The sequence below is a fragment of the Gulosibacter molinativorax genome (assembly GCF_003010915.2).
GTDB classification, from domain to species: domain Bacteria; phylum Actinomycetota; class Actinomycetes; order Actinomycetales; family Microbacteriaceae; genus Gulosibacter; species Gulosibacter molinativorax.
In genome coordinates this window covers 1,233,665-1,257,822 of the sequence record NZ_CP028426.1, presented here as the reverse complement: position 1 = coordinate 1,257,822, position 24,158 = coordinate 1,233,665, and the positions used below count along the sequence as shown (strand labels likewise).

Below are 24,158 nucleotides of genomic sequence, written 5' to 3'. Positions count from 1 at the left end.
TCCAACGCTACTGCTTTGCGGAACCCGTTGCCTGTTCGCCGTTAAGCGGCGTCACAACGCAGAGGATGCTGTGGTTATTGCTCTCGGTCCAGCCCGCCTCGCCGGGGGCGAAGGCCATCGAGGTCCACGTGGTGGATGCGGCGGCCGGCTCGTCCGTGTAGGCCAAGAATGCCTCGGGGCAGACCCGGTCGGCCTGCTGCTGGATGGCCTCGTCGCCGGGGTAGGTCTCGCCCTCGACCAAGTGGGCCTCGGCGACCTCGTAGGTGTGCTCCACCTCGCACGGCGCGACGAACGCGGTGGTCTGCTCGTCATCCGTTGTGAAGCACTCGCCGACCTCGGCGTCGAAGAGCGGAACCGTCCGCGTCCCCTCGTCGTTGGCAGCGCATCCGGTGAGCACCAGCGCCGTCGCAAGGATGCACGGGGCAAGCAGCGATTTCTTCATTGGCCCAGCCTATCGACCCGTGCCGCCTCACCTCGTGAGTAGTGCATCCTTCCGACCCGTGAGTAGGGCAGCGTATCGAACGGCCGCGAAACCCCAGAACGTCCCTGGTCGGCGCTATGCTGGCGCAGTGTCCACTACTTCCACAACTCAGTCAAATCGTTGGCCTGCCTTCATCGTCACCATTGCGGTAGCGGTCACCACGATTCTTGACCTCGTGAAGGTCAACGTAACGATCGCGCCGATGGAAGAGACCCTCGGGCTCACGTCCTCGCAGGCGCAGCTGATCGTGGCGGGATACGTCCTCGCGTTCGGCATCCTGCTCGTGCCGTCGGGTCGTCTCGGCGACATCTGGAACCGCAAGGCGATGTTCATCATCGGGCTTGTGGTCTTCGCCTCCGCGAGCTTGTACTGCGCGCTCGCACCGGACGCGACCCAGCTCGTCATCGCGAGGCTGATTCAGGGTGTGGCTGCGGGCATCCTGATGCCGCAGGTGATCGGGCTCATCCAGAACCTGTTCCAGGGGCAGGAGCGCGGCCAGGCCTTCGGCATCTTTGGCGCTTCGATTGGCATCGGCACGGCCTTCGGGCCGACGATCGGTGGTCTGTTTATCGGTGGGCTCGGCGCGGAGCTCGGCTGGCGTTGGACGTTCGGGATGAACGTCCCGCTTGCCCTAATCATCCTGCCGTTCGCGATCTGGCTGATTCCGGGCAAGCAGAAGCACCAGGCGTCGAAGGACCTCGATCTCATCGGCACGCTGCTGATGGCAGGCACCGTTCTCTTCGTCATGCTGCCGTTCGTGCTCACGAGCGGTGGCGAGGAGGATGACCCGGCGCGCTGGTGGTTCCTGCTCGTTGCGGCGGTGCTTGGGGTCGCGTTCGTGTGGTGGGAGCGGCGTTACGTTGCGGCCGGGAAGTCGCCCGTGATCGACTTTGGGCTGTTTAGGTGGCCGTCGTATCGCAACGGCGTGCTCATCACGACCCTGATGTTCGGCATGATGCCGCCGCTGTTCTTCGTGTTGACGCTGTATCAGCAGCAGGGTCTCGGGCATGCAGCTGTCGTGGTCGGCATGGTGACGATTCCGTTTGCCTTCACGTCGGCCATCTCGGCAGCAGTGTCGGGCCGGTACACCTTCCAGCACGCGACGACCCTCGTGCTCTCCGGGCTCGTGGTCTTTTGGATCGCCATCCTCGGGATCGTGCTGGTGGTCCTGTTCGTGGGGCCGGCGGATACCCCGATGTGGCTCGCTATCGTCTTGGGCTTTGGCGGCATCGGCCAGGGGCTCGTGATGTCGGCGAACCAGATGCGCGCGATGAAACACGTCCCGCTCGAGTCGGCCGGAGTGGGCGGCTCGTTCATGCAGGTTGGCCAGCGACTCGGTAACGCTATGGGTATCGCGATCGCGACGTCGATCTTCTTCTCGATCGTGGCCTCGCTGCCGCTCGTCGGGGGAGTGCCGGACCCGACGGACCCGAATACGATCGCGACCTATCGGGACGCGGCATCGGCGGCGATCACGTTCGTCATCGCACTGGGTGTCGTTGCGATCGCCCTCGCGTTCATGGACTGGCGCATCGACCAACGCGAAAAGCGCGAGGGCACGGCGTAGCTACGGTGGTTCGATACGCGGCTTCGCCGCTACTCGCCGGGCTGCAGCTCGCGTACGTCATCGAGTTCGGCCGCAGGCGCGTAGAACCCGGTCAATGAGTAGCGCCGGAGGCGCACATCGAAATGACCAGCGACCTACCGGCCGACCCGATCATCCTCAGCGATCTCTCTCACGACCCGACAAGGATTCCCAACAGCGATTACGCCCGCCGGAATGTCCTTCGTCACGACGCTCCCGGCACCAATCACGCTCCCGCTACCAATCGTCACGCCCGGCAGAACAGTGACGTTCCCGCCCAGCCAGACGTTGTCGCCGAGCGTGATCGGCTGCGCTTTCTCGAGCCCAGCGTTCCGCTCTTCGGCAATGAGCGGATGATTCGCGGTGTAGAAGCCACAGCTCGGGCCGATGAAGCAATTCTTGCCGAACGTGATCGGTGCACCGTCCATCAGATAGCAGCCCACGTTGAGGAAGCTACCGTCGCCGATGACGCAGTTGTACCCGTAGTCGGTGTAGAAGGGCGCCACAATGCTGACGTTCGCACCACGCCGTGGCAGCAACTGATCAAGCAGCGCTTCGCGTTGTTCGGTTTCGGATGGGGGCGTCTGATTGAACTGGAAGTACCGGTCGGCGGCGCGCTCACGTTCGGCTAGGAGCTCCGCGTCGAAGTTGGCGTCGTACCAGAGGCCTTGCTCGAGTTTCTCGCGTTCGGTGGTCATGGTCTCGAGAGTATTTGCTGGAGTTGAACCGCGCGACCACCGTCGCTACGTCGCGGGGATGCCTCAGCGCAAACATGTGTCCAACCAGGACGTGACCTTCAACCGAAAGAAACCAGCGTGTAATACAATGTGTACATGAGCACAGCATCCCCTTTGAGCCGTCCCTTTTCTGTGCGGCTCCCAGAAGACTTGCGGGGCCGTGTCGATGCATTGGCCGACGCGACGCGACGTACGCGTGGCGATATCGTGCGTGAAGCACTGGAGCGGGAAATCGCGAACTTGGAATGGGAACAACGCATCGTTGCTCGCGTTACTGATCTGCGAGAAGGCCGTGAGGCAACGGTTTCACTCGAAGAGGTCGAGCGCGAGTTTGGTCTGGCTGGTGAGCCTGTCGAACCCGATGATCTGCCCGACGCAGAATGAGGTGGAAACTCGAGCTGTCGGAGGACGCGACGAAGTGGCTGCGCAAAGCCGACCGCGGGAGAGCTCGTCGCATCCTGAAAGCACTCCGGGCGGTCAGTGTTCTGGATGACCCACGCGATCGCGGCAAGGCGCTGACCGGAAGCTTGGATGGGCTCTGGCGGTACCGCGTCGGCGACTATCGCGTTATTTGCGACATTCGAGACCAAGAGCTCGTGATTGTCGCTGTCGAAATCGGCAAGCGCGACAGTATTTACGACTGATTGCCCGGACCGACGTCGGCGGGTGTCCATATCCGTGAGGTGTGATGGAGCGTTACTTGCGTCCTTTCCTCGGTGCGCGACGTCCGCATTTCCCGAAAACGTAGGCATATCTGGATTTATAGATATGAGAGAGTCTCTCGGGGAATTCCGATACGTGGAGATCTCATCGATCTGGCTTTGAGATGCCTCAGGTTTTCTGGGGCAATCGCAGCGTCGACGAGACCACCTAACACCTCGACGACTTCGAGGGCAACGGCGTCGCGCCTAGTCACTCGTTCCCTGCAACTGGCGCGCGGCACACTTCATTGGTGCTGATAAACGACCTCTCTCGTCTAGCCCGCCGCACTCTGTGTTAGGCGACGAGCTGCTTATCGGTGTCGATCCAACTTTCGCTTTCGCGACCGGGGATAGCGATTGGTGGGTTCTCGAGGCGGTAGGCAATATCGAATCGTTTGCGACCGCCCAGCCGTGGTTCTTGCCACGGGTCCACCGACGAGGGCGGGATGAACCAGACTGTTCCGCCGCGGCCGAGGCCGGTGCCAGAATTCTGGCCGCCTTCCCGGCTCGAGCCGTGGACGATCTTGATGTCCCAGCCATCGTGGATGCGATGGTGGCAGCTGGTGCAGAGCAGGATTCCGTTGTCGAGATCCGTCGGACCTTCGTGGGCCGTCCACCAGCGGATGTGGTGGGCCTCGGTCATGCCGGGCGGGAGCCCGCAGAACGCGCACCCGCCGTCGCGTTCAATGAGCGCGAGTCGCTGCGACCTCGTGAAATGGCGAGCTTCTCGTCCTAGGTCGAGCACGACCCCGTCGGTGCCGAGCACCATTGGGATCAGACCCGCCGAGGCGGCCAGTTTACGAGCCGTGGTGGCGCTCACCACGGTGCCATTGTCGAGCATCGCCACGCCCGAGGGTCGCCCAGTCGACGCCTGACTACCCTTCGTCTGGCCGGCGGGCACCTTGCCACCGCTCCTGCCGGTCCCGCCGTTCCTGAATGTCCCGCCGGTCCCGCCGTTCCTAACTGTCCCGCCGGTCCCGCCGGTCCCGCCGGTCCCGCCGTTCCCGACTGTCCCGACGCTCCCACCACTCGCCCCGGCCGCGCCGACGTTGGCTTCGGTGTCGCACTCGACGTGTTCAGGCTGGAGGTCACGGCTGTCGATTCGGACGATCACCGAGGTTGACGAGCCGGGGAGTTTGGAATGGTCGCAACCGAGGATGTGCTTCGCGAAGTCCACGAACGCGTCGGCTTGTATCTGCGGGATAGTGCGTTCTTCGAGCCCGACCTTGTCCTGCCGGTAGACCGACTCGGCCGTGGGGCGGAACCGTGGGCCCGCCGCGGGGCTCTCGGTTTGGTCTGGAGCCCCGCCGTTATGCGAGGCAGTTGCTGCCTCGGCCGAGTTCTCGCTGACGGGCTGGTTGGACCCACGCGAGGCGCGCAGGACTCCGGTGGTGTAGGCCTCGAACGCGGTTTGTAAGTAGGCGCCGGAGACCGGGTCGAACGAGCCTTTTACCAGCACCAGCCCGCTCGTCGGGTCGGTGCGGAATGAGAGGCTGCGCTTCTTTCGCTGTTCCTCCAGGTTTGGCTCGAGGCCATCCGGGTCCAAGTACCCCTCGAGTCGCACCATCATTTTCTCGAGGTCTTTCACTGGCATGCCGTTCGCCGCGGCCTTGACGAGATCGCGCTCCGCGATAAGCAGGTCACCGCTCGCCACGTTCGACCGCTTCGTTAGCTTCTGTTTGAACTCGACGATCGCGTTCGCTGGTGCGAGACCAAGTTCCCCGCCTCGAATAGCCTCAGCGACATGCTCGGCGCGTGCTGGCACGCGTTCGCCGGTCAGGCCGCGGTCTCCGATGATGGCTTCCCCGACGCGGACGAGCGAGTTCGCCTCGCGACTGTCAACGCCGAGCTGTACTGCCACGCATTGCGCGGCGTTGCGGTACCCGTGTCGGAACGCGAGGCGTTCGCTTCCCAGGTGGGGTTTCGATCGAATGCTGACTTCTCGGGCGGTGATCGACAGCATCGCAGTGAGCTGCCGCTGGTGGTTCGCGAGAACTTTCGTCAGCCCCAGTAGCTGCAGATCGGACAGCGGTTCGATCTGATCTTCGAACGGTATTGCCTGCCCGTCGAGGCCGACATCTGGGAGTCCTGTGCTTGCGACCAGGCCGTCCCAGGTCGCTAGGACCGTCTCTAAGGATGCGATGAGCCGCGCACGGTCATCGGCTAAGTCCGGTTGATCTCCGCTGAAGTCAGCGGCAGAACAGGTGTTGTCGTCGTGGCTGAAAGGGGATTCAGAGTGGGCATCGGTATTGGATTCGAACACGCTCATGGTGATTTCCAATGGAGTAGAAGTTGACCCGCACGGCACGTCCTACGAGTTCAAGCGTAAGGCATGTCGAACAAAAATACAAGCTGGCCAGAAAGTAAACTCGAATAAAAGATCGAATTATCGGAATCCCCTCGAGGAAAATTCGGGTTCGCAATCATCACCCGACCCACCGACATTGATGGCACCACCACCAAAACCCGGACCACTGGCCGAACGCCCGACATTTGCCGCCTAAAGTAGTCAGAAGCGCACCCAGTCCAGAAAAGAGCCGATGACGTGACCCAGACTGCTCAAGCCGACACTGCAACCAATGCGAAACACGCAGCCACGCAGTTGGCCCCCGGCGAGGTCGTCATCGTCCGTGACGCGGAGTGGCTCGTCACGAACACCGAGCCGACGACCTCCGGCACGCTCGTCCGCTGCATCGGCCTCTCCGAACTCGTCAGAGATACCACGGGCGCGTTCTACACCGACCTCGACGAGATCATCCCGCTCAATACTCGCGAGGCGAAACTCATCGGCGACGATTCCTCGCAATACCGCACCGCCAGGCTCTGGCTCGAAGCAACGCTAAGACGACAGCCGATCCCCACATCCGAGCCACGGCTCACGGTGAGCACGCACATGCTCGCCGACCCGCTGCAATACCAGCTCACGGCGGTCAAACGCGCCTTCGACCAAGAGCAACTCAGGCCCCGCCTCCTCATCGCGGATGCGGTGGGTCTCGGCAAGACGATCGAGATCGGCATGATCCTGAGCGAGCTGGTCAGACGCGGCGAGGGGGAGCGCATCCTGATCGTCACGCCGAAGCACGTCCTCGAGCAGATGCAGCGGGAGCTCTGGACCCGCTTCGCGCTCCCGTTCGTGCGCCTCGATTCGATCGGTCTGCAACGAGTTCGCCAACAGCTCCCGGCAACGCGAAACCCATTCAGCTACTTTAAGCGCGCGATCATCTCGATCGACACGCTCAAGCAGGATCAGTACCGCGCGCACCTGCAGAAGTTCCACTGGGATGCGGTGGTCATCGACGAGTCGCACAACATCACCGGCGCGACACTCAACAACCGCCTCGCGCACACGCTCGCGCCGAACACCCACGCGCTGATCCTCGCGTCGGCGACCCCACACAACGGCAAGGCAGAGTCGTTCGCCGAGCTCATCCGCCTGCTCGAGCCGAGCGCGGTGCGACCCGACGGCACCGTCGACCGCAAGGCAGTCCAGCGACTCGTCCTCCGCCGCCACCGCCACAGCCCCGAGGTGAGGACCGAGGTGGGGGCCGACTGGGCCGAGCGCAAGGAGCCGCTGAACCTGCGCATCCCCGCGACCGACGCCGAGAACCGCCTCGCCGAACACCTCGCTACCACATGGCTCAAGCCACAGGGTCAAGGCGGACAGGCACCGAGCCCCTACTCGGGCGAGAACAAGGGCCTGTTCCCGTGGACGCTCGCGAAGGCATTCCTCTCGTCCCCGGTCGCGCTCGCCGAGACGGTGCGCGAGCGCGGCAAGCGGCTCGGGCGCAGCCCGGCCGAGGAGCGCGAAAAGCGGGCCCTCGATGAGCTCGGCGCCCTCGCCCAGGATGCGCTGGCCGAGGGGTCGGCGAAACTCGCGGCACTCGAGACCTACCTTGAGAGCATCGGCATCGGCCACCACAAGGACCAGCGCGCGGTCGTGTTCTCGGAGCGCGTCGCGACCCTGAACTGGCTCCACAACGAACTCAAGCAGCGATTCAAACTGAGCGCAGACGAGATTCGCGTGCTGCACGGCGGCCTCAGCGACGTAGAGCAGCAGGAGATTGTGGACGAATTCCGCAAGGCGTCCTCGAAGCTGCGCGTGCTCATCACCGGCGACGTCGCCTCGGAGGGCGTGAACCTGCACTCGCAGTGCCACGAGCTCATCCACTTCGACATTCCGTGGAGCCTTATCCGCATCGAGCAGCGCAACGGCCGCATCGACCGCTACGGTCAGCGCACCCCGCCGCAGATTACGACGCTCCTACTCGACTTTGACAACGAGCTTTTCAAAGGCGACGCGAACGTGCTCGCGCGGCTCATCGAGCGCGAGGATGAGGCTCACCGCGCCCTCGGCGACACGGCGTCGCTCATGGGCAAGTACAACGCCAAGGCGGAAGAAGACGAGATCCGCAGCGTGCTGAGCGGCACGAAGTCGCTCGACGACGTCGTCGCCTCGCCGGAAGAGGTTCTCGCAAGCGACGATGTCGACGACCCCTTCCTCGCGTTCCTCGTCGACGTCGCGAACTGCGGCAAGGGGCAGGTTGCAGAGGCACAGGATGCAGGGCCACAGGATGCAGGGCCCGGCACGGATGCGTCGGGCCAAGTCGGTGAGACCCAAGACACGCAGGCTGTACACGGCCAGTGGACAGTCGGCCAGGATGCGCAGGCGCGCACCGACGACATCCCCGCCCCGGGGCTCTTCCGCGACAGCGGCGAGTTCCTTCGCACGGGCCTCGAGACGGCCTATCCCGTCCCGGGCGAGAGCCTCGAGCACAACGGGGTCGGTTTCCGCGAGAGCACGACCAATTTTACGATGGCGCTCACCCCGCCGCGCGATCTGAATCATCGGCTGCGGGTGCTGCCGCAGTCGTACCTCGCCGAGCGCCACGTCACCGAGCAGTTCACGACGACCACGTCGAAGGACGTCGCGAAGCGGTCGCTGAACGACGCGCAGAACTCGGTGACCTCACCGTCGCTCTGGCCAGCCGAGCACTATCTTGGCCCACTGCATCCGATGCTCGACTGGGTCGCCGATAAGACCCTCACGAGCCTCGGACGCAACGAGGTGTTTGCGGTGCGCGGCAACGTCGACGAGCCCACGGTGTACCTCCTCGCGACGATCTCGGATCGGCAAGCGCGCACGGTCGCCGCGATGCACCTCACGCAGACGCAGTTCGGCGACGACTCAAGCATGCTCATCACGGGCGTGCATCCGGAAGCCAATGCCGCGCTGTCCACCCTCGGGCTCACCGCCGAGAACCAGCTCGTGAACCCGGGCGCGGTCGACACGGCCCCGCTCGAGGGCCTCATCACCGCCGCGGTCGACCAGAGCGAGGTATACGCGCGCGGCCACTTCCAGGGCATCGCGGATGCGGTGGAGGAGCGGGTGCAACGCTGGCTCGAGCGCGTGGCTGAGTGGGAGCAGGATGCGGATGCGCTGGCCCAGCGTCGCGTGCTTCGCGAGCGTAAGTCGGAGATCAGCGAGGAGGCGCAGCTCGCCGAGTCGATGCGCCCGCACCACCTCTCGGTGCGCCCGTTGCTCGTGGTCGTCCCCGTCGACTGGCCCGTCGGCTCGAGCGGCCCGTTGAGTAGCGAAGGCTCGTTGAGTAGCCGCGAAGCGGCGTATCGAAACGCGAACGAAGAAAACGAGGAGGCGCGCTGACATGGCAGACGACGCAATGATCATCGGCGAGAGCTGGCTCAGCGAGCACTTCTTCACGACCGACGCGAAGTCCGAGTCTTTCAAGGCGGAGGTGCAGCGCCGCCACAAGCGCTGGAAGTCGATCGAGGATGAGGGCCACGAGTCTGCGCGCAGCCGCTTCAAGTCGCAGCGCGGCAAGCTCGTCGAGGGCTACAGCACCCTCGGCCAGCTCGCGGCCGACGGCAGCGCCTCCTGGATGCAGTCGACCGACGAGAGCCGCGTGGCGCCGAAGGCTACCCACGATGGCCGAGTAGCGCCAAAGTCGCGTATCGAGGCCCCCGACGCAACCCAACAACTCGACGACCTCCTCTACGAAACCCTCGCCACCGCGATCGGCGTCAACGCCGGCTTTGTCGAGCAGCGCCGCGAGGGCCCGGTGCGCTGGCTGCACGAGGACGGCGTCGACACGCCCTTCCTCGCGATCATCGAGGCGCTGCCGGCCGAGTCGGTCGATGAGCTGCTCCGCAAGGTCAACGGCACGAACGGGGCCATAACGAACGGCTCGGCAGGCGCGGACCAGCACGCACTCACGGAGCCTTACATCCCCGAGGACGACGAGAATCACCCGATCACCGCGGTGCCGCGGCTGCTCTCGCGCATCTTCCAAGTGAACGAGGTGCCCTACGCCCTCGTGTTCGCGGGTTCGTGGCTGCTGCTCACCGATCGCGAGCGCTGGCCCGAGGGCCGCTACCTGGCGATCGACCTGCAGCTTGTCGTCGAGCGCAACGACACGAAGCAGGCTGGCGAGCTCGACAAGGCGATTGCCGCGATCGCCGTCGAGGGCTTCGAACCCGCGGGCATCGAGAACTCCGGCACGCCGTGGTGGACCGAGGTCATCGAGGCCTCGAAGAAGCACGCCGTCGGCGTCTCCGAGGACCTCCGCGAAGGAGTCCGGCTCTCGATCGAAGACATCGCGAACGAGGTCGTGCGCCGCCGTCGCGACCAAAACCTCCCACCGCTCCCACAAGATCAGGCGCAGCCCCTCGCGGTGCAAGCGCTGCGGTACCTTTACCGCATCCTGTTCCTGCTTTACGCCGAGGCCTCGCCCGAGCTCGAGGTGCTGCCGGTCGGTTCGCCCGAGTATGGCGAGGGCTACAGCGTCGACCGGCTGCGCGATCTCGCGCTCGTCGAGCTCGAGTCGACGCGCGCCCGCGAGGCAACGCACGTCTACGAGTCGCTGGATGTGCTGTTCCGCCTCGTCGACCAGGGTCACGGCCAAGGATCGTCGAGTAGCGAAGCGTATCGAGACGCAACCACAACCGAAGGCCTCACCTTCCACAGCCTCCGCGCCGACCTCTTCCGCCCCGAGGCGATCGCTCTCATCAGCGAGGTGGGCCTCGGCGACGGGGCGATGACGCGCATCCTCGCCCGCCTGCTGCTCTCGAAGAAGCAGAAGAATCAGGATCGGGGCTTCATCAGCTACGCCGATCTCGGCATCAACCAGCTCGGCGCCGTGTACGAGGGCCTCATGTCGTACACGGGCTTCTTCGCCGAGGACGACCTGTACGAGGTCGCGAAGAACGGTGACTCGTCGAAGGGCTCGTGGGTTGTGCCGGTCGCCCGCGCCGGGCACCTCAGCGACAGCGACTTCGTGATGACCGAGAACGAGCTCACCGGCGCACCCGAGAAGGTGCTGCACCGTCGCGGCACGTTCGTGTACCGGCTCTCGGGCCGGGCGCGGCAGCAGTCGGCGTCGTATTACACGCCCGAGGTGCTCACGAAGTTCACGGTGTCGCAGGCGCTCGCCGAGCTGCTCGACCAGAACGACACCACTACGCCGGCCGACGAGATCCTGCAGCTCACCGTGTGCGAGCCCGCGCTCGGCTCGGGCGCGTTCGCGATCGAGGCGACGCGTCAGCTCGCCGCCGAGTACCTCAAGCGCAAGCAGCAAGAGACCGGAACGACGATCGACCCGGAGCGTTACCCGCAGGAGCTGCAGCGCGTGAAGGCGCACATCGCGCTGCACCAGGTGTATGGCGTCGACCTCAACGCGACGGCGGTCGAGCTTGCCGAGATTTCGCTGTGGCTCGATACGATGCTCAAGGGTCTGGATGCGCCGTGGTTCGGCCTGCACCTGCGCCGCGGGAACTCGCTCATCGGTGCCCGCCGCGCGATGTACAGCACCGACAACCTCAAGAAGCGTGGCTGGCTCAAAACCGAGCCGACCGAGATCTCGGCGAGAACCCTCGCCGACGACCTCCGCGACGACCGCTTCGCCACCGCGACGAGCGGCAAGATCTTCCACTTCCTGCTGCCCGCCGAGGGCTGGGCCGCGGCGGCCGACAATAAAGAGGTCAAGTACCTCTCGCCCGAGGGCGCGAAGGCGTTGCGCGACTGGCGCAAGACGGTGACGAAGCAGCCCACCAACCCGCAGATCAAGCAGCTGCAGAACCTCTCGCTGCGCGTCGAGCGGCTCTGGCAGTTCGTGGTGCGTCGCCTCGAGATCGCCGAGCGCGAGGCCCGCCGCCCGATCGATATCTTCGGCCACGACGCCGAGCGGGATGCGTCGGGTTCAGTCAGTCGCGAGGAGATCGAACGGAAGCTCGCCGACCCGAACGGCGCGTATCAGCGCCTGCGGCTCGTGATGAACGCATGGTGCGCGCTGTGGTTCTGGCCCGTGCCGATCGGCGACCGCAACGACGTGCCGCCGACATTCGAGCAGTGGCTGGATGCGCTGAAGGACATCCTCGGCGTCCACCTCGAGGCCAATACAAGGGCGAAGGATGCGGGCCAGACCGGTTTCCTGATCGGCACCAACTGGGAAGGGTTGGGGGAGTCGGAGGACCTCGACCTCGGCTACGCGAACGCGATGCCGATGGACGACGTACTGCGCGATCACCCGTGGCTGCGCACGGCGCGGTCGGTGGCGGATGCGCAGGGTTTCTTCCACTGGGATCTCGACTTCGCGTCGGTCATGGCGAATCGCGGCGGCTTCGACCTGCAGGTGGGGAACCCGCCGTGGGTGCGTCCGCAGACCGATATTGAGGCACTCTATGCCGAAGCTGATCCTTGGTGGCAGTTGAACCCCAAGGCGACACAGCAACAGAAGGCCATTCATCGAGGTGATGCGCTGAGCCTGCCCGGGATGCCTGAATTGGTGGCCGACGGATTGAGCGACGTGCTTTCAACGGCTGCGTTTGTGGGCAGTCGAAACGAGTATGCGAGCTTGTCCGGAATGACCCCTGATCTGTATCGGTGCTTCATGGTGGCGACGTGGCGGCACAGCTCGGATCCGGGCATGACTTCATTGATTCACCCAGATACGCACTTTACCGATGCAAAAGGTGGGTCATTTCGACGGTCGGTCTATGTACGCTTGCGACGCCATTGGCAATTCAAGAATGAACTGATGCTGTTTGGAGAAATTGACGACCAGGTTGTATACGGCATCCACGTCTATGGGCATACGCAAGACGTTCAGTTTCGTAATGCTGTATCCCTTTATCATCCGGAAAGCGTTGAAGGATCACTTATCCATAACGGGGAAGGCGACGAACCAGGAATCAAGAATGAAGAAGGTCGATGGGATTTGCGGCCGCACGCTTCGCGGATCACGAATGTAGATTTCGATGTTCTGTCTTCTTGGCGGGATTTCTTAGGAGACCTCGATGTACCTGCTGTCGAGACGTCAATGGTCTACACCGTGACTTCGAGTCTGCAAGGTGTTCTTGAGAAGCTCGTCGAGCAGCCGAGACTTGGTTCGCTTGGGTTGGAGTCTTCCACAGGATGGAACGAAACGACTGACCGACAGAAGGGTCGCTTCGACGTCGCTTGGGGTCCCGCCGCATCGTGGGACGATGTGATTCTGCAGGGAGTGCACCTCCACGTCGCGCACCCGTTCTTCAAGTCGCCGAACGAGACGATGAAGCACAATCAGGATTGGACGCGCGTCGACCTCGAAACGCTCGCGCCCGACGCGCTGCCGGTGACCTCGTACAAGCCGTACCGCGACGCCGCCTACGACGCGCAGTACACGCACTGGGGCGAGAAGAGCGCGCGGGAATACTTCCGCTTTGCGTGGCGAAACATGGCGGCGAACACTGGAGAACGCACGCTCATTGGTGCAGTTGTTCCGCCCGGAACCGCACATATCAACGCGGTGACCTCAATCGGCGATCCGGATTCAAATTCCTCGTCCCGGCTCATCGAACTCGGTGGAGTGTTTTCCTCCCTGATCTCGGATATGCAGCTTCGACTGGTACCGAAGTCAACGATCACTGCCGCAACTGTCGGCCGGCTTTCTGTCCCGGAGCTCAGAGCACTCAGGGCGGACCTTGTGTGGCGAACTGGTCGACTCACCGCCCTCACGTACGAATACAGCGAGCTATATCGAGAATGCGATGAACCACGCGAGTGGGCGGTGACGCCATGGTGGGAGGACGCGAAACCACTCGAAGCCGCATTCCCGGGCAGATGGGACGACACCGTCCCTCTCCGGCTCGACGCCGAACGCCGCCAGGCGCTCCTCGAGATCGACGCGATCGTTGCGCTGAGCCTCGGCATTACCGCCGACGAGCTCTGCACGATCTACCGTACGCAGTTCCCGGTGCTCTACGGTTACGACAAGAACAAGTACGTCTATGACATGAACGGTCGCGAAGTGCCCGTGCACCTCGTGCGCGAGTGGCGCAAGCGCGGCGGCGACCTCACGCCCGGCGTCCTCGTCGACGTCGACATGACGCCTGACGAACTCTTCATCGAGAACGCGGCGGGGAATCCGACGCAGTACGAGTTGCCGTTCCGCACGCTCGACCGCGAGGCCGAGATGCGCGAGGCGTACGCATACTTCGAGCGGAAGTTTACGGAGAACGAGACTTCGGATTCGGCCGGGTCGTCGCTGCGAGGCAGCACTGACGAGGCCGCGCAGCGCGAGGCGGTGCGGTAGTGGTCGCGCTGCTGCCCTCGCTGCAGGTCGGTCGGTTCCGGCAGTCGATCAGCGACTACCTCGACACGACGTTTGCGCTTGCCGACCGCGAGGTGGCGAAAGAGCTCGATCTGTTCCTCTCGGATGAGCGGACCGGGATCTTTCGGGGGCCGTATATCCGCACGCGGATGCCATTCAAGGCTGCCGAGCGCGACGCGCATGCGGTGCTCGAATGGTACGGGGCGGCGTATCCACCACACGGGCATCAGTTGGCGGCGTTTGAACGGCTGTCGTCTGCACGTAAGGCTCATTTCGATACGCGCTCCGCGCTACTCAATGAGCGGTCTGGGCCCCTGCCGACGCTCGTTACTACCGGGACCGGGTCGGGTAAGACCGAGGCGTTTTTGTTTCCGATCATCGATCACGTGCTGCGGGCGCAGAAGGCGGGGGAATCGGGGCTCAAGGCGCTCATCCTGTACCCGATGAACGCGCTGGCGAATGACCAGGCGCGACGACTCGCGAAACTGATTACCGAGGATCCGCAGCTGGCGGGAATCTCGGCCGGGCTGTACATCGGCGAGCAGGGCGCCAAGCCCTCGAAGGTAAACAAAGACGGGCTCATCACCGATCGCGGCGTGATGCGGGCAAAGGCGCCCGACATCCTGCTCACCAACTACAAGATGCTCGACCAGCTGCTGCTGCGCCCCGACGACCAGTCGCTGTGGAAGCAGAGCGCGACGAGCCTGCAATACCTCGTGCTCGACGAATTCCACACCTACGACGGCGCGCAGGGTACCGACGTCGCGATGCTGCTGCGTCGGCTCGGGCTCGCACTCAAGCGCAACTGGCCCACAAACCCGGCGGCGCGCAAGGCCTTCGGGATCGATGACGCGGCGGAAGCTGCGCCGCTCGGAAAGATCACGCCCGTCGCGACGTCGGCGACGCTTGGTGGCGATGATCCGATGGTGATGGTCGATTTCGCGAATACCGTGTTTGGCGGCGGGTTCGATGCGTCGAGTGTCGTGTCGGAGACGCGGCACTCGGTCGAGGAGTGGGCTGGGGCTGCCGAGCTGGTTCCGGCTGGAATTGCTCGGACGTTTGGCGGCGTCGGCACGGAAGCGATCGATGCTGTGGCGATGCGTGCCGCGGTTGAGGGTGCGGGGGATGGGCCGCTCGATATTGCTCGGGAGGTTGTGGCGCAGCTTTATGCGGAAGGTGAAGCTGGTGCGGGGCCTCGATACGCCCTTCGGGCTCTTCGGCAAACGGATGGGGAACGGGCTACTCGGCAAGCGGACCAGGTTCGGGCTACTCGGCCAACGGATTTGAGCGCCAAGGAGTTGCACGATGCGTTGCGGGTGCATCCCACCGTTCAACAACTTCTGCGCCACACCGCATCTCCCATTTCGCTGAAGGAGCTTGTGCTGCAGTTGCATGCCGATGCGCTGACGGTCGAAGTCGATGCGGCCTCGGACATCGTCAACGCGATCGTCGCGGCGATTAGCCAGGTGCGCGCGGCGGTCGGGTTCTCGGCACCGTCGGTGGACGTGAACGCGTGGATCCGCGAGGTCACGCGCATCGATCGCGTCGCCGGACCAACGGTGGCATTCCGGTGGACCGACGACGGCGAGGCGATCGTCGAAGAGGGTGCCGACGCATTCTCGGAGCAGGGCCGCGACGCATGGCCGGCGCTCTACTGCCGCCACTGTGGGCGCAGCGGCTGGGGCGTCTCGTCGAAGGGCACCGGCGAGGGGCGTGACCTCGAGAAGAAAGAGGTCAACCCGCGCGAGACGGCCGTGAAGCGGACCGGCACGTTCCGGGCGCTCATCTACGCCGACCGCGAGGCCGATCAGCACTACACGAGCAACGCACCCGTCCCCGGCTTCGGGTGGTGGGACGTGCCCAACGGTCGCGTGTTTGCGACGCATCCCGACCTCGCCGGCGACGAGCGCGATCACGGCCAGGCCGACTCGAACATCCTGCCCGTGCGCTGGCTCGACGGCGAAGACGCGAGCAAGGAATCCAACAGCCAGACGTGCCCCGCCTGCGGTCGCCGCGACGGCATCCGCTTCATGGGTGCCGCAGTCGCGACCATGCTCTCGGTCGTCACGACCGCGCTCTTCGGCGACGGGGATCTCGACGAGGCCGAGAAGAAAGAACTCGTCTTCACCGACAGCGTGCAGGACGCCGCGCACCGCGCCGGCTTCGTGCAGAGCCGCGCGCACACGTTTGGGCTGCGCAACGCGATCCGCCGCGCGCTCGGCGACCAGCCGCGCACCCTCGACGAGCTCTCGACCGAGCTGGTCGCCCGCGCGCAGACCCGCTCGGAGCGGTACCGGCTGCTGGGGCCGGACATCGTGGAACGCGAAAGCTTTCGCTCGTTCTGGGATACCGAGGACGCCGCGAGCATCGACGTGAACGTGCGCCTGCGCGTCGCGAAGCGCCTCGCGTTCGACCTGCAGCTCGAGTTCGGGCTGCAGTCGTCGTTCGCGCGCACGCTCGAGCGCACCGGCTCAGTCACCGTCGAGGTCGTATCCGGCTCGGCGACGCTGCTGGAGCGGCTCGCGCGGGATGCGGTGACCGGCTTCGAGTTCGACGCCGAGCTCGGCGCGGACGGGGTCGTGTCGCCAGCGACGCTCGTCGCGTGGGCCCGCGGGACGCTCGAGGAGCTGCGTTCGCGCGGCGGCATCTATCACCAGTGGCTCAAGACGTACATCGCCGACAGCGGTATGCGCTATCGCGTGTGGGGCGGCCGACCGAAGGCCGAGGGCATGCCCGCATTCCCACGCGGCCGTAGCGCGCCCGCGTTCGCGCGGGTCGGTGCGAACCCCAAGCAGGGCAAGGTCGAGTTCCTACTCGATGACCTCGCCTCACCGCAGGGCTGGTACGCGCGTTGGACCTCGCGACTCTTCGGCGTGCCGAAGGACGCGGGCGGTCGACTCGCGCGGCGCCTGTTCGAGTCGCTCGCCGAGGGCGGGCTGCTCGATACCTATCCGATCACCCGTGGCGGCGGGAGCCACGCCTTCGGGATCACGCCCGACCGCATCCTGGTGAGCCCCGCATCCGCCGCCGACCGCGAGGCGGGTAACACGATGCTCGAGTGCGACCGCTGCGGTGCGCTCACCGCGGGCAGCCCCACGACCGTCGCCCAGCTCGCCGGCAGCCCATGCCCCGGGATGCAGTGCGAGGGCGGCACGCTGCAGCGCCACGCGCTGAAGAAACCGAACTTCTACCGCAGCCTGTACGAAGAGGCCGATATGCGCCGCGTCGTCGCGCGCGAGCACACGAGCCTGCTGCCGGACGATGTGCGGTTGGCGTACGAGGGGGCGTTCAAGAGCACCGACCCCGCGCCGGATGCGCCGAACGTGCTCGTCGCGACGCCCACCCTCGAGATGGGAATCGACATCGGCGACCTCTCGACCGTCGTGCTCGCGTCGCTGCCGCAGACCGTCGCGAGCTACGTGCAGCGCGTCGGCCGCGCCGGGCGACTGAGCGGTAGCGCGCTGGCACTGGCGTTCGTACCCGGGCGGCACGACCAGCTCGCGTGGTATCAGGACCCGCTCGAGCTGATCGACGGCGAGGTGACGCCGCCTGCGACCTACCTCGACGCGGGGGAGATCCTGAAGCGGCAGTTCCTCGCCGCGGTCTTCGACCAGGTCGCCGCAGATGGTGGGCAGCAGGCGGTTCGTCTGGCGAAGGATGTGCTGCTCACCGATGGGCCGGGCACGCCGCTCGGGGATATCCGCGAGGAGATTTCGACCCGCGGGGAGGAACTGCTCGAGCGGTTCTTGAGGAGTTTTGGGGTTGTTGAGGAATGCCCCGGGGTACTCAGCCAGCGCGGGCTGCGCGAGGACAGCATCCAGAGCCTGCGGGACTGGTTGCAACCCGACGAGCGCGGGATGGTTCCCGTTCACGAGGACCTGAGCAGCGCATCCCGCCGCTTTGCGAGCGAGCTCGAAGGGCTCAGCCACCGCCTGAACGCGACCACGAAGGCGATCGCGGAGCTGCAGGACAAGGTCGACGGGCCCGCCCCGACCGAGGAAGACAAGGACGAGCTGCGCGCGGCGAAGGCGACGATGCGGATGCTCGCGCGCACGCGGCAGGACCTCGAGGGGATGCACTGGGTCAGCGCGCTCGAGCGTGCAGGAATCCTGCCCAACTACACGCTGCTCGACGACTCGGTGACCCTCGACGTCGGGGTGAGCTGGATCGATGCTGACACGCAGGAGTTCCATGCCGACTCCTTCACCTACTCGCGGGACGCGAGGAACGCCATCCGCGAGTTCGCGCCCGGCGCGACGTTCTACGCGCAGGGGCTCGAGATCGAGATCGACAGCGTCGAAACCGGCGCGAACGGCGAGGCCGTGCACGACTGGGCCTGCTGCCCGAGGTGCGGATACGTCGAGGACCTGACCGCCGCATCCAATGGGCTGGCGACCGCGACCACGATCGGGCCTTGCCCGCGCTGCGGCGAGGCCGCGTTTGCGGACAAGGGGCAGCGGCTGCATGTGATCGAGCTCGAGAAGGTGTCGGCGCAGGTGCGCCGCGACGAGCACCTCATCTCGGACTCGAGCGACGACCGCGTGCGGAGCTTCTTTACGAGCGTCGAGCTCGCCGACTTCGAGCCGAAGAATGTGCTCGCGCAGTGGTTCGAGGAGAACACGGGGATCGCGGTGAAGTACCTGCGCGAGGTGACTCTGCGGACCCTCAACCTCGGCAGCTCGGGGGAGAGCGCCGGCGGGGTGCAGCGCATCCTGGGCGGCAACGAGCGGCAGGCGCCGCTGTTTCGCGTGTGTCGCGAGTGCGGCCAGCTCGACACCCAGCCCGGCGAGAACTCGTGGCGCGAGCACCGGCCGTGGTGCTCGCACCGCAAGAACCGCGACGAGGATCCGGTGAACGTCGCGCTCAGCCGCACGCTCACCACACAGGGGATGCTCGTGCGGCTCCCCGAAGGGATGGCCGCTGGCGACCCCTACGTGCTGCCGTCGCTCGCCGCGGCGCTGCGGCTCGGCCTGCGCAAGACGATCGGCGGCGACCCGAGCCACCTCGACATCGCGGCGGTGCAGGATGTGTCGCACTCGGGCCTCGGCACCGCGACGTTCGATAGCCTGCTCGTGCACGACCGCGTGCCCGGCGGCACCGGCTACCTCGCCGATCACGCGACGCGTGACGGGCTCGAGCGCATCCTGTTGGCCGCGCTGGATGTGGTCGAGGCGTGCCCGTGTGCCGACGAGCGTCGCTCGGCCTGCCACCGCTGCCTGCTGCCGTTCGCGCCCCCGGGGGCGACGAAGTCGGTGTGGCGCGAGACCGCCGTGCGCGTGCTGCGGCAGCTGCTCGGGTGGGGGCGGGATGCCGCGGATGCTGCTGCCTCGCGGGCCGCGAAGTGGCAGGTCGTGGAGGAAGACCCCGGAAAGGTCGAGGCTGGCTCGGCGCTCGAGCAGCTCTTCCGCAAGGCGCTGCTCGTTGGACTGCAGGAGCTCGGCGCGTCGGTCACGCAGCAGCCCGGAACCTACGGGAACTCGCTCACCGTAACGATGCCCTCCCAGCCGCGCCGGACGGTGCGGCCCGAGGTGAACATCGCGAATGCGCGCGCGGACTTCTTCTTCGAATCCGAGAATGCCGCCGATGGGAAGCTCGCCGTCTTCCTCGACGGGATGCAGTTCCATGCGACGCAGGCAGTGAATCGCCTCGCCGAAGACGCCCGCAAGCGCGAAGAGATTCGGGCGCTGCCGGATGTCTCGGTGATCTCGCTCACGTGGGACGACGTGCAGGACTTCCTCGCGGGCGTGCCGACGCGGGTGCCCGAGTTGGCGCGGTCCCGGCCGACGTTCGGCCAGCTCGGGGCTCTGCTTGGGCTGAACGCGGGCGATACCGAGCGGCTCTTCGAGAACCCGATGCGTCGCATCCTTGACTGGATGCGGAACCCGCGCCATGCCCGCGAGGCGTGGTCGCGCATCCTGCCGGCATTGCCGACGCTCATGATTGGGCCCGATACGGCCGCGGACCTCGGCGGGAGGTCGGTGACGGATGCGGCGCTCGCGCTGCTGGACGGCCCGCTTCCCGCGGGTGGCCGGGGGTCCGCCCAGATCCGCGACGGTGCGTTCGTCGCGGTGACGGCGTATGTGAAGGCGGGGCCCGTGTTTGAAACGGCACTCGTGCTCGACGACAGCAACGATGCGCTTGCGAGTGTCGGGTTCCGTGAGCAGTGGCGCGAGTACCTGCACTGGGGCAACGTGCTCGGGTTCGACGCCGAGCAGACCGTGATTTCGACGCGGTCGCTGCTGAGCGGGGAACCGGTGGTTGCGGGAGAGGCAGCGGGTGCCGCGCCGGCGCGGGCTGTGTCGGAAGCTGAGGTGCCGCGCGCGACCGAGTTCGCATCCACGGGCTCTGCCGGAAATGAACGGGAGCCTGCGCTTTCGGCGGGGCGCGCATCCGGTGCCGAGGACAGGCCGGGGGGCCGCGCGGACATCGTGTTCGCGACCGACTGGAGCAATGCGCTCGAGTACGCCCTGGACGAGGAGAAGACGGCGCTTGCGCCGCTGCTCGAGTCGGGCGTCGTGCCTCCGCCCGTCGTCGGCGATGAGGCCGCGGCGGGGGTGCTGGTGCTCGCGCTGTGGAAGGACGAGCACCTCGTGTTTGCGCCGGAGCTGGGTGATGAGGAATTGCAGCTAGTGACCTCCGCGGGGTATGACGTGCGCGACGCCGACGGAGTGATTGGTTACTTCAACGACCGCGTTGTGGTCGAGCAAGGGGGTGCGTGATGCCGCAGGTGGTGTGGGCGCAACAGAAGTCGAACAAGATCGACGGCAGTGTGAAGCCGAAGGTGTTCAACTTCGTGACGAAGCTCTACGAGGACGACACCGCGCCGGGGCTGCACATCGAGCCGATGGTGAACGCTGCCGATCCGCGTGCGCGCACCGGACGCGTCGACGATGGCCTGCGCGCGGTGCTGTTCCGGCTCGACCCGCCGGGCGGTGAGGTGACGTACGTGTTCATCGGCGTGTGGGAGCACGACGAGGCGATCGAGATTGCGAAGACCCGCAGGCTGCAGGTGAACCCGGTTAATGGCGTCAATGAGATCATCGAGGTTGGCGCGGGAGAGGCCTCGCAGCACGTCGACGACGTGGTCGCGAAGGCGCAGGAGATCGCCGCGGCCCAGCAGAAGGCGGCCGAGGCGACGGCGGCCGGGCTCATCGTGACCCCCGTGCTCGAACGCAAGGGCTACACCCTGGCGGGGCTCGTCGAGGACGTCGGATTCTCGGTGGCCGATGCCGAGCGCCTCATGGCGGCCCGCGACGAGGCCGAGCTGAGCGAGCTGGTCGATGCGTTCGGCAATGCCTGGCAGGAGCTCGCGGTGATCGCGATGCTCGAGGGGCAGCCGATCGAGGGCATCCTGGCGGAGATTACCGAACCCATCGATGACAGTGACACCGTCGACGAAATCGATGAAAGTGACGCCGTCGACGAACCTGCCGAGCCAGCCCGCGCATCCACCCCCGAGCCCGACCACGTCCAGACCGAGGACGAGCGCATTCTGCGTGGCTTCCAGCATCCGGCCGCTCGCCGTCAGTTCACGTACGTCGAGGGGCAGGATGAGCTGCGACGCGTGATCGAGGCCGAGGACTTCGGCGCGTGGACGGTGTTTCTGCACCCGGACCAGCGGCACTACGTTGACCGCGACTACGCCGGGACGTTCCGCCTTACCGGGGGCGCGGGTACTGGCAAGACCGTGATTCTGCTGCATCGCGCGCGGCGGCTCGCGCTTGCGAATCCGGATGCGCGGATCGTGCTGACGACGTTCACGCGGTCGCTCGCACGGATGCTGAGCCGCGATCTCCAACGGCTCGACCCGAAGCTGAAGCTTGCGAACAGGCTTGGCGAGGCGGGCATCTACATCGGCGGCGTCGATCAGCTCGTGGCCGAGGTGCAGCGGCGTTGGAAGCGCCAGTTCAACGCGGCGAGCGTCGAAGTCATCGGATCTTCGATTGCGGGGCGGAACCCTGTCACGAAGCAGTCGACGCAGTGGGCGACGGTGGCGCAGAACATGCAGGCCGTGCTTGGCCCGCTCGCGGACGCGGATTTTCTCGACGAGGAGTACCTCGATATTGTGCTGCGTGAGCGAATCATCTCTCGTGACGACTACCTGCGAACCTCTCGGCTCGGCAGCGGCGTGCGGCTCGGGCGAAAGCAACGGGTCGATGTGTGGAATGCGATCGAGCAGTATCGGCTGAGCGAGCGCGTGGACCGCGAGGTGACGTTCCCGGAGCTCGCGGCAATTGGCGCGGTTGCTGCGGCTGGCGTGGAAGGCGGCCTGGCGGATCACGTGCTGGTCGATGAGGGCCAGGACCTCGTCGCCCCGCAGTGGCAGTTCTTGCGGGCGCTGGCTCGGCCGGGTGCCAACGATCTCTTTATCGCTGAAGATGCGCACCAGCGGATCTACGGTCGACCGGTGCGGATGGCGCGGGTCGGGATTGATCTCCGTGGCCGTTCGCGGCGGTTGAAACTGAACTACCGGACTACGCAGGAGACGCTCGACTTCGCGCTTGAGGCGCTTCGTGGTGAGACTTGGGAGACCGGCGAGGGCACCCTCGAGGATGCGTCGGGTTACGTGTCTGCGCGGCGGGGGCCTGCGCCGAGGCTAGTGGGGACGCCGGCGGGTGGCGCACAGATCGACGTCGTGCAGGCGGAAGTGCGGCACTGGATCGATGACGGCGTGGACCCACTGACGATCGCGGTGCTCGCGCGGAAGCGAAACGATGCGCAGTCGATCGCGACGTTCCTGTCGGATGCCGGAATTCCGGCGCGGCTCGTGCAGGCTTCGAGCGAGGGCGTAAAGGGCTCGGTCGTGACGATGACGATGCACCAGTCGAAGGGCCACGAGTTCTCGCGGGTGCTGCTGTACGACATGTCTCGGGGGCGGTTCCCGGCGACGTTGCGCGGTGCATCCGAGGCGGTGCGGGATGAACACCGTCGCCACGAGGCGGCACTGCTGTACGTGTCGGCGACGCGGGCGCGCGACGAGCTTGTCGTCACGTATGAGGGGGAAGTTACGGGGTTGCTTGGTGACGCTTGATGCGCATAAAAGCGAATCATCAATGCTCTGCATCGGTCGCGTATGCGTCCGTACCTCGACGCTACGGGCAATAACGAAAAGCGCGCACTCGCCCTTTATCAATGGCACCTAGAGCTTACTTCCGCGGTCCAATCTGTTCTTGGTGTGACTGAGGTTGTCCTGCGTAACGCGATGGACAAGGAACTTCAGAGCTGGAATACGAAGGAAACCGGCGGTCGGCGTAGTTGGCTACTTGAGGAACCGGCAGCGCCGTTGCGCAGTCTCTCAGCGAACAAGCGGAAGCGGGCATTGGAAGCCGCAACACGAGAAGCGGAACGTCGGAATTCCAATCATCGCAGATACGGCGAAACCGTGTCCCATGATGATGTCCTGGCCCAACTGATGTTTGGCATTTGGAAAGACCTATTACCGAATCACCAGCCAGGCGCTGGGAACAGTACGGACAACTCGAATCGAGCACGTCTCTGGCGGGAGGCACTCACTTACGCGTTCCCCAATGAGGAGGACCCGGATGGGGAAATTACGTTCTGGCGCGTGGCTCGCCTGCACCAACTTCGCAATCGGGTGTCCCATATGGAACCCTTGCTAAATATCGACGTGCAGGATGAAGTCAAGAAAGCGTTCCAACTTGTTCGAAGCATCGATACTGAAGTGGCGAACTGGGTCACGGGCGGCAGCAAAGTTTCGGAAGTCCTTAACCGGAGGCCATCGCAACGCTAGCGTTCTGTCAAAACGAAAGAGCCTGCAGGCGCATATCGTCCTGCAGACTCTCTCCACTCATGATGAGGGACCTTGTCCTCACCTTCGTGTTACCAAGTCTATGACGTTGCCCAAAAATAGGCAATACGGAGCCGCGTGTCGCCCACTTTGGTGCGTACCCTCATGAGGGTACGCACCAAAGTGGGCGAGTGCGGCGTACTCGCCGAGGCCGCCCGATTGATGCGTGTCGAGATCGTGGGGAGGACGTTAAACGGCGACCTCCCGAGTATGGACTGGGAACGACGTTTCGTGGATCGATT

The 24,158-nt window shown here is 65.2% G+C and carries 11 protein-coding genes; 8 read left to right on the top strand and 3 right to left on the bottom strand.

The genetic code is table 11. The features are described from left to right. Positions 1 to 7: 7 nt before the first annotated feature. On the bottom strand, positions 8 to 442 hold the full coding sequence (locus tag GMOLON4_RS05930; RefSeq protein WP_026935549.1) for a septum formation family protein: 435 nt from the start codon (positions 440 to 442) through the stop codon (positions 8 to 10). A 127-nt stretch (positions 443 to 569) separates the two neighbouring features. On the opposite strand from GMOLON4_RS05930, the gene GMOLON4_RS05925 reads away from it, so the two are divergent. Next, a complete protein-coding gene (locus GMOLON4_RS05925) occupies positions 570 to 2,048 on the top strand; it encodes an MFS transporter (RefSeq protein WP_035731237.1) in 1,479 nt (492 codons plus the stop codon). 134 nt (positions 2,049 to 2,182) lie between these two features. Here GMOLON4_RS05925 and GMOLON4_RS05920 read toward each other — a convergent pair whose 3' ends face one another. After that, the gene (locus GMOLON4_RS05920; RefSeq protein ID WP_026935550.1) at positions 2,183 to 2,764 is read right to left on the bottom strand and encodes a sugar O-acetyltransferase; all 582 of its coding nucleotides are present in this window, start codon (positions 2,762 to 2,764) and stop codon (positions 2,183 to 2,185) included. Between the two features lie 135 nt (positions 2,765 to 2,899). Between GMOLON4_RS05920 and relB the strand changes: the two genes are divergently transcribed. Together relB and GMOLON4_RS05910 are read left to right on the top strand one after the other, a co-directional pair. After that, a complete protein-coding gene (gene relB, locus GMOLON4_RS05915) occupies positions 2,900 to 3,187 on the top strand; it encodes a type II toxin-antitoxin system RelB family antitoxin (RefSeq protein ID WP_084147246.1) in 288 nt (95 codons plus the stop codon). Continuing rightward, positions 3,184 to 3,447, top strand: coding sequence for a type II toxin-antitoxin system RelE family toxin (locus tag GMOLON4_RS05910; RefSeq protein WP_026935551.1), 264 nt, complete (start codon positions 3,184 to 3,186; stop codon positions 3,445 to 3,447). The genes relB and GMOLON4_RS05910 overlap by 4 nt, the downstream gene beginning before the upstream one ends. 352 nt (positions 3,448 to 3,799) lie before the next feature. Here the strand turns inward: GMOLON4_RS05910 and GMOLON4_RS05905 are convergent, their stop codons facing one another. Continuing rightward, a complete protein-coding gene (locus GMOLON4_RS05905) occupies positions 3,800 to 5,773 on the bottom strand; it encodes an HNH endonuclease (RefSeq protein WP_026935552.1) in 1,974 nt (657 codons plus the stop codon). Between the two features lie 276 nt (positions 5,774 to 6,049). On the opposite strand from GMOLON4_RS05905, the gene GMOLON4_RS05900 reads away from it, so the two are divergent. Genes GMOLON4_RS05900 through GMOLON4_RS05880 form a run of 5 tightly spaced genes read left to right on the top strand, consistent with a single transcriptional unit; the run spans position 6,050 to position 23,859 of the window. Beyond that, on the top strand, positions 6,050 to 9,166 hold the full coding sequence (locus GMOLON4_RS05900) for a helicase-related protein (protein ID WP_084147247.1): 3,117 nt from the start codon (positions 6,050 to 6,052) through the stop codon (positions 9,164 to 9,166). A gap of 1 nt (position 9,167) precedes the next feature. Beyond that, positions 9,168 to 14,090 (top strand): DNA methyltransferase, encoded by a 4,923-nt coding sequence (locus GMOLON4_RS05895; protein ID WP_051265750.1) that lies wholly within the window; start codon positions 9,168 to 9,170, stop codon positions 14,088 to 14,090. Further along, positions 14,090 to 20,827 carry a DEAD/DEAH box helicase gene (locus GMOLON4_RS05890; protein ID WP_051265753.1) on the top strand — a complete coding sequence of 2,246 codons (6,738 nt, stop codon included), beginning with the start codon at positions 14,090 to 14,092 and terminating at the stop codon, positions 20,825 to 20,827. The genes GMOLON4_RS05895 and GMOLON4_RS05890 overlap by 1 nt, the downstream gene beginning before the upstream one ends. Next, positions 20,827 to 23,139 (top strand): 3'-5' exonuclease, encoded by a 2,313-nt coding sequence (locus GMOLON4_RS05885; RefSeq protein ID WP_026935553.1) that lies wholly within the window; start codon positions 20,827 to 20,829, stop codon positions 23,137 to 23,139. The genes GMOLON4_RS05890 and GMOLON4_RS05885 overlap by 1 nt, the downstream gene beginning before the upstream one ends. A 42-nt stretch (positions 23,140 to 23,181) precedes the next feature. Then, a complete protein-coding gene (locus GMOLON4_RS05880) occupies positions 23,182 to 23,859 on the top strand; it encodes a hypothetical protein (protein ID WP_026935554.1) in 678 nt (225 codons plus the stop codon). Positions 23,860 to 24,158: the final 299 nt, after the last annotated feature.

What these genes read in the sequence shown, in the direction of transcription:
- GMOLON4_RS05880 (WP_026935554.1), top strand. Translation starts at nt 23,182, where the DNA reads ATGCGTCCGTACCTCGACGCTACGGGCAATAACGAAAAGCGCGCACTC.
- GMOLON4_RS05905 (WP_026935552.1), bottom strand. Translation starts at nt 5,773, where the DNA reads ATGAGCGTGTTCGAATCCAATACCGATGCCCACTCTGAATCCCCTTTC.
- GMOLON4_RS05885 (WP_026935553.1), top strand. Translation starts at nt 20,827, where the DNA reads ATGCCGCAGGTGGTGTGGGCGCAACAGAAGTCGAACAAGATCGACGGC.
- GMOLON4_RS05930 (WP_026935549.1), bottom strand. Translation starts at nt 442, where the DNA reads ATGAAGAAATCGCTGCTTGCCCCGTGCATCCTTGCGACGGCGCTGGTG.
- GMOLON4_RS05895 (WP_051265750.1), top strand. Translation starts at nt 9,168, where the DNA reads ATGGCAGACGACGCAATGATCATCGGCGAGAGCTGGCTCAGCGAGCAC.
- GMOLON4_RS05910 (WP_026935551.1), top strand. Translation starts at nt 3,184, where the DNA reads ATGAGGTGGAAACTCGAGCTGTCGGAGGACGCGACGAAGTGGCTGCGC.
- relB (WP_084147246.1), top strand. Translation starts at nt 2,900, where the DNA reads ATGAGCACAGCATCCCCTTTGAGCCGTCCCTTTTCTGTGCGGCTCCCA.
- GMOLON4_RS05920 (WP_026935550.1), bottom strand. Translation starts at nt 2,764, where the DNA reads ATGACCACCGAACGCGAGAAACTCGAGCAAGGCCTCTGGTACGACGCC.